The sequence below is a fragment of the Planktothrix mougeotii LEGE 06226 genome (assembly GCF_015207485.1).
Classification (GTDB): Bacteria; Cyanobacteriota; Cyanobacteriia; order Cyanobacteriales; family Microcoleaceae; genus Planktothrix.
Genome location: NZ_JADEWU010000073.1, coordinates 23,500 through 30,039, shown reverse-complemented (window position 1 = coordinate 30,039; position 6,540 = coordinate 23,500). Strand labels below are relative to the sequence as shown.

The following is a 6,540-nucleotide window of genomic DNA, read 5'->3' as shown; positions in this document are numbered from 1 at the left end:
GCGGGGAGGGGGAGAAGAGGGGAGGGGGAGAAGAGGAAATCATTAACTTCTGACTCTCTCTGTGCGCTCTTTCTCTGGACTCTTTCTCTGGACTCTTTCTCTGGACTCTTTCTCTGGACTCTGCACGTTCTTCTTCTACAGCTTACATCCCTCATCTCCTTAGCCACTTAAGAGGGCTTCAATGAACTCGTAGCTGGAAAAGGGGCGCAAATCTTCGATACTTTCCCCAACTCCGATAAATCGAATCGGTAAGCCGAGTTGTTGGACAATCGCTAGGGCAACACCACCTTTAGCAGTTCCGTCGAGTTTTGTCAAGACCACCCCACTGAGTTGAGCAACTTCGGAAAAAACTTCCGCCTGTCGTAACCCATTTTGGCCCAAGGTAGAATCTAAGACTAATAATGATTGTATTTTGGCTTCTGGGGCGCGTTTATCAATCACTCGACGGATTTTATTGAGTTCCTCCATTAAATTCTTTTTATTTTGCAAGCGGCCGGCTGTATCAATAATTAATAATTCTGTATTGCGGGCTCTGGCTGCTTCAATAGCATCATAAACCACCGCCGCCGGATCGGTATTTTTTCCAGGGTTCGCCACGACTTCTACACCACTGCGATCGCCCCAAACTTTCACCTGATCAACGGCCGCCGCTCGAAAGGTATCTCCAGCAGCAATTAAACACCGATAATCGGATTTTTGGGCTAAATGGGCAATTTTGCCAATCGTTGTGGTTTTACCCGCCCCATTGACTCCGGTGACTAACCAAATATTTAAGGTATCTTTCTCTGGTGCAAAGGTAATGGGATACCCCTTTTCAAAGGGTTCTTCTAAAATCCCCCTTAAAATTTGTTTGAGATAAGCGATCGCTTGTTCTGGGGGTAAAGCTTCTTGGCGGAGTTTAGTTTGTAACGCTTCAATCACGCGATCCGTTGCGGCTACACCCACATCCGCTTGTAATAGCATCGATTCAATTTCATCAACAGCTTGTTGATTTAAGGGGCCTTGACCGACAATCGCTTTTAATTGGTTCAGTAAGTTGCGTCGCGTCCGTCCTAACGCTTTCCAGAGTTTCTGTAACCAGGTAATTTCTTCTAAAGCGACTTCATCGGGACGGCGACCTTGATCCGCTAACACCTGGGCCGACCACATAAACATCTCATCAAACACCATTCCCGCTTCCGTAGAGACGCGCCATGGCGCGTCTCTACCCGTTTCGTCGGGTTCTTCTTCCTCAATGGCGGTTTCTTTTAACCGTTCCACCCTGGCTTGACGTTCCGTAGCCGCTGTTGCCCAAAATGGCAAGGGTTCAGACGTTTCTAGGGTTTCTGGCTCCGTTGTATCGGTTTGAGGGGTGACAACGGGTTCGGGTACTTTTACGTCCGTTTCAGCTACTTCTACAGCCGTTTCAACATTCGCTTCCGCCTCTGGTGTTTCTGGGGTTAAAACCGTTGGTTCAACTTCCGGCTCTGTGATAGCTTCGGGTTCGGGTTCAGGTTCAGGTTCGGGTTCAGGCTCAGGTTCAGGTTCAGGTTCGGGTTCCTGTTGTTTTTGAATATTTTGATAAGCCGCTTTTGCCCACTGTAAATAATCTTCAGCAATTTGAGGTGCAGGTGGAGACGCGCTCGTCTCTACGGCTGTTTCAGTCGGTTTCTCTACCTTTTCAGGTTCAGATTTAACCTCTGGTTGTGACTCCTGAGTTTGATCCGTTTTTTCATTAAATTGACGACGAAACCAATTAAATACCATAGGATTTATTTAATATCAGTTATCAGTTATCAGTTATCAGTTATCAGTAGAGACGTGCCATGGCACGTCTGTACCAGTTCAGGGTTTTGAAAAATTCCCCTTAAATCATGATAGCTGTTGGCGGTTAACCCTCAACGGTTAACTCTGGAACAGTCGTTTTTAATTTATCGACAAATCGACGCAGAACGCCATTAATAAAGCGATAACTTTCTTCATCGCTGTAGCGTTTTGCCAGTTCAATCGCTTCATTAATTGCCACTTGTTCTTTTAAGTTTAAATACATTAATTCTGCAACGGCAATTCGTAAAATATCTCGATCAATACGGGCGAGTCGATTTAGTTGCCAATCTACCATAGCGTCGGTTAATAACTGATCAATTTCAGCTTTATGGCTATTGACTTGAATTAAAATATCAAGGGCATAATCCCGGACTTCTTGTTCATTTGCCAGTTGAACTAATTCCGGTAATTCCAGAGCGGTACTTAAGCGATTAATCGCACCTTGAACTAATTCAATGGCTTCATGAACCATTGAGCGTGCAATGTCTAAATCATTCGCCCGAATTTGGCTTCCTAAAAGGCGATCGCTACTGCGTTGTAACTCAGAAACAGCCGTTTCTAAAGATTCTTGACCTTCAGCCGTCAAGGTTCGGACAGCAGCAATTAAAACATCATGTAATTCTTGAGGTTCTAGGCGCTCTGAAGTGGCTGGGAGTTGACTAATTCCCAGTAAAGCGAGTTCACGAGCAGTACGACGAGCTTGCATAAGTTTAAGAATTTAAGAATAAGGAATAGGGAACCACAACATTAAAGAAGAATCCCTGAAAATTCAGGAAAAATTTAGAAGTTTTCACACTTTAATGAGTGTAAAAACTTGAAATTGGAATCACCACTTTAGTCTAGTCAAAAAAATAAGGGGTTATTGTTAGGGAATTTTCCCAAACCCTTCAACCTTTAAGGAGTCTAAACTCTAATCCCTTAATTTTCCCTAATCCCAACCCCCTCATCTTCTAGGACAACAGATTGCAATCTATTTTCGCTGGAAAGAAGGGGTTCTAATTGAGGATTAGGTTTAGGAGGAAGAGCTTTTACCGATGAGGATGTTGAATTAACAATCCCACCAGATACGATAATTTTAAACGCATCTTCTACCGAAAGGGTGAGGTTGAGTACCTCATGTTCTGGAACAATAGCATACCATCCACTGGTGGGGTTCGGGGTAGTGGGAATAAACACACTCACCATTTCCTCAGACAATTCTGACTGGATATCGCGGTTGACCGAGCCCGTTACAAAAGCCAGTGACCAAACTCCTCGACGGGGATATTCAACTAAAACCACACGACGAAATTTATCATTAGAATCTCGTAAAAGGGTTTCTAAAAGTTGTTTGAGAGTTTTGTAAACCGAACCCGCTAAGGGAATAGCTTGTAAGATTTTTTCGCTCACAGCCAAAAGCCACTGTCCGGCAATATTGCGAGCCATTAAACCGATAAATAATATCCCTAACAGGGGTACCGCCAACCCGACCAAAACATTAAGCAGGTTGACTAAAATCGGATGCAAACCATCAAAGGGATTAATTTGCTTAGGAATGCGGGTCAGAAACTCAATCACAGAACTGGAGATGGTGATGGTCAACCAAATCGTGGTTGCCAAAGGAATCACGACCAACAGACCTGCAATCAAGTCATTTTTTAAGTCCTGCTTCAAGCGTTGGAACACAGAGCGTCCACTCTCCTGTTTATCTAAGGGTCTGATACTTATTGTTAACGATTGTAAAGAATCATTGCAAGTACAAGCATTGTACCCAGGCTCCTCAACTCGGTCTGTACCACAAAACGGGTTCAAATCGATTTAAAAGGGTTGAGAGATAATTTATTTATTATGTCAGCTTTTGTATATTCTGAAACAAAAGTCGGTTTTCTCGTCAACTTCTGTGGCTTTCGGGTTTCAAAAGTCCTCCTCACCGTTGATTCATCCCGACACCGGACACCCAGATTCAACAACAAAAAACGCCCTCCTTTCGGAGAGCGTCTTTTGTTATCGTGGGTTAAAAATTAACCGTTGATAGAAGGAGCAACTAAAGCCACAGGAGTTGATTCACCCGATGCTAAATCTAAGGGGAAGTTATGGACGTTGCGTTCGTGCATGGCTTCAATCCCTAAGTTGGCACGGTTGATCACATCCGCCCAGGTATTGATCACGCGACCTTCTGAATCCAGTAAGGACTGGTTAAAGTTAAAACCATTCAGATTAAACGCGAAGCAAGCCACCGCCAGAGAGGCACACCAGATGCCAACTACAGGCCAAGCTCCCAATAAGAAGTGTAAGCTGCGGCTGTTGTTGAAACTGGCATATTGGAAGATTAAACGTCCAAAGTAACCGTGGGCTGCAACAATATTGTAGGTTTCTCCTTCTTGACCGAATTTGTAACCACAGTTTAAAGATTCGTTTTCGGTGGTTTCACGAACTAAAGAAGAAGTCACTAACGATCCGTGCATTGCACAGAATAAAGCACCACCAAAAATTCCCATTACACCCAACATATGTAAGGGGTGCATTAAAACGTTATGTTCGGCTTGCAGAACGAGCATAAAGTTAAATGTACCGGAAATTCCCAGGGGTAAACCATCGGAGAAAGAACCTTGACCGATGGAATAAATCAGCAACACCGCAGTTGCAGCCGCCACAGGAGCACTATAGGCAACGGCGATCCAAGGTCTCATTCCTAAGCGATAGGAGAGTTCCCACTCTCGACCCATGTAGCAAAAGATGCCGATCAGGAAGTGAAAGACAATCAATTGGTAAGGGCCACCGTTATAAAGCCATTCATCGACGTTAGCGGCTTCCCAGATGGGATAAAAGTGCAAACCAATTGCATTGGAACTCGGCACCACCGCAGCCGTGATGATGTTATTTCCGTAGAGCAGTGAACCCGATACAGGTTCGCGGATGCCGTCGATGTCAACGGGGGGTGCAGCAACGAAAGCTAGAACGAAACAGATGGTAGCAGTGAGCAGAGTTGGAATCATCAGAATCCCAAACCAACCCACATAGAGGCGGTTTTCGGTGCTGGTGATCCAGTTGCACAACCGATCCCATGGGTTTCCTTTTAACTGCTGTTGAATGGTTGTTGTCATTGGAGTTATGTATTGCGTATGTATTTTTCGAGGTTCGGTATCTCGTCACCTGGTTTTATAACCATATAGTCATATTACTCGACTATTGAAGATTTGTCGAGTTGTTTATATTAATATTTTCTTGTATAAAGTTTGTTTTATATTAGAAAAAGTAATATAATTGGTCGTCTGACCCCAAGTTAACTGAACAGGCAAGATGCCTGTTCCACACTATGCCATTTCTTCGAGTTCTTTACCTCGCGTTTCCTTGATGAGTAGGAGAACGAAAAATAGAGAAATCGCCGCCGCCGTTGCATATAAACCGTAAGCAAACCCTAACCCCACATCCTTAAGGGGCGGAAATGTTGTGGAAACAACGAAATTAGCGATCCATTGGGCTGTCGCTGCTACCGAAAGAGCGGCACCGCGAATCCGATTATTAAACATTTCTCCTAACATCACCCACACCACCGGGCCCCAAGAAAAGCCGAAACAAAAAACGTAGATATTCGCAGCGAATAGGGCAATGAGTCCAGCGTTTCCGGTTAAATTCGGATTTCCAGCCGCATCTAGGGGCGCACTTCCAAACACAGTCGCCAGAGTTCCTAACGTGATGGTCATGCCAATCGAACCCAGAATCAGTAACGGTTTGCGGCCAAACTTATCCACCACAGCAATAGCAACGAGGGTTGTAATAATATTGGTCACACTGGTAATTACCGTGATCCACAAAGAATCCTGTTCAGAAAAGCCCACAGCTTGCCACAACACACTGCTGTAATAGAAAATTACGTTAATTCCCACTAACTGTTGCAGCACTGATAACCCTGTTCCAATCCACACCACAGGTAATAGTCCGTGACGACCCATCAAATCTGATAATCGAGGCTTGGTTTCTCGCACCACCGAAGCCCGGATCTCCATCACTTTAGCTTGAGTATCTCCCCCAACCACTCGCGCTAAGATCACCTCAGCTTCTGCTTCTCGACCTTGAGCGACTAAATAACGGGGAGATTCAGGAATTTTCAGCGCTCCAATTCCGTAGAGGATAGCCGGAGGGATCTCTGTCCAAAACATCCAACGCCAAGCCGGAATATTAAACCAAAACGGGGCTTCGGCACTTCCAGCCCCTAACGCAATAAAATAGTCACAGAGTAACGCGGCAAAAATACCGATCACAATCGCAAGTTGTTGCAGAGAACCGAGGCGACCCCGCAGATGGGCTGGTGAGACTTCTGCAATATAAGCTGGAGCAATCACACTCGCCGCCCCAACGGCTAACCCGCCCACTAATCGCCAAACCATGAAATCCCAAATGGTGAATGCAATACCAGAGCCCACTGCACTCATTAAGAACAGTCCAGCAGCCGAGATCATGACTTTAATTCGTCCGTAGCGATCGGCGATCTGGCCTGCAAAGAAGGCTCCGACGGCTGACCCCAATAAGGCAGAAGAGACTGCCAGTCCGATTTGTGAACTATTGGCTTGAAACTCTTTCCCTAACGCTCCGACAGCACCATTAATGACGGCGGTATCAAAACCAAATAAGAAACCGCCAAGGGCTGCCACAATTGCCAGCATCAGTACATAATAAGCACTGGGTTGATTTAAAGCAGGAGGATGGTGAACCGTCATTTTTTTGTTAAGGTTCATTAATTTGTGGCTATAGAAA

5 protein-coding genes are annotated in these 6,540 nt (G+C 45.1%); all 5 read right to left on the bottom strand.

Features of this window, described 5'->3' with window-relative positions; all coding sequences use genetic code 11:
* Positions 1-159: 159 nt before the first annotated feature.
* The 5 genes from ftsY to IQ236_RS22230 all read right to left on the bottom strand — a co-directional run bounded on the left by ftsY (position 160) and on the right by IQ236_RS22230 (position 6,521).
* A complete protein-coding gene (gene ftsY, locus IQ236_RS22250) occupies positions 160-1,746 on the bottom strand; it encodes a signal recognition particle-docking protein FtsY (RefSeq protein WP_193871309.1) in 1,587 nt (528 codons plus the stop codon).
* Between the two features lie 124 nt (positions 1,747-1,870).
* Positions 1,871-2,512, bottom strand: a complete 642-nt coding sequence (nusB, locus tag IQ236_RS22245) for a transcription antitermination factor NusB (RefSeq protein ID WP_193871308.1) — start codon at positions 2,510-2,512, stop codon at positions 1,871-1,873.
* Between the two features lie 212 nt (positions 2,513-2,724).
* The gene (locus tag IQ236_RS22240) at positions 2,725-3,471 is read right to left on the bottom strand and encodes a DUF502 domain-containing protein (protein WP_193871307.1); all 747 of its coding nucleotides are present in this window, start codon (positions 3,469-3,471) and stop codon (positions 2,725-2,727) included.
* A gap of 335 nt (positions 3,472-3,806) precedes the next feature.
* The gene (gene psbA / locus IQ236_RS22235) at positions 3,807-4,889 is read right to left on the bottom strand and encodes a photosystem II q(b) protein (RefSeq protein WP_193871306.1); all 1,083 of its coding nucleotides are present in this window, start codon (positions 4,887-4,889) and stop codon (positions 3,807-3,809) included.
* A gap of 210 nt (positions 4,890-5,099) precedes the next feature.
* Positions 5,100-6,521 carry a sugar porter family MFS transporter gene (locus tag IQ236_RS22230; protein ID WP_228041798.1) on the bottom strand — a complete coding sequence of 474 codons (1,422 nt, stop codon included), beginning with the start codon at positions 6,519-6,521 and terminating at the stop codon, positions 5,100-5,102.
* Positions 6,522-6,540 lie beyond the last annotated feature (19 nt).

Excerpts from the sequence above, each read along its gene's own strand:
- ftsY (WP_193871309.1), bottom strand. The coding sequence starts at position 1,746 with ATGGTATTTAATTGGTTTCGTCGTCAATTTAATGAAAAAACGGATCAA.
- nusB (WP_193871308.1), bottom strand. The coding sequence starts at position 2,512 with ATGCAAGCTCGTCGTACTGCTCGTGAACTCGCTTTACTGGGAATTAGT.
- psbA (WP_193871306.1), bottom strand. The coding sequence starts at position 4,889 with ATGACAACAACCATTCAACAGCAGTTAAAAGGAAACCCATGGGATCGG.
- IQ236_RS22230 (WP_228041798.1), bottom strand. The coding sequence starts at position 6,521 with ATGAACCTTAACAAAAAAATGACGGTTCACCATCCTCCTGCTTTAAAT.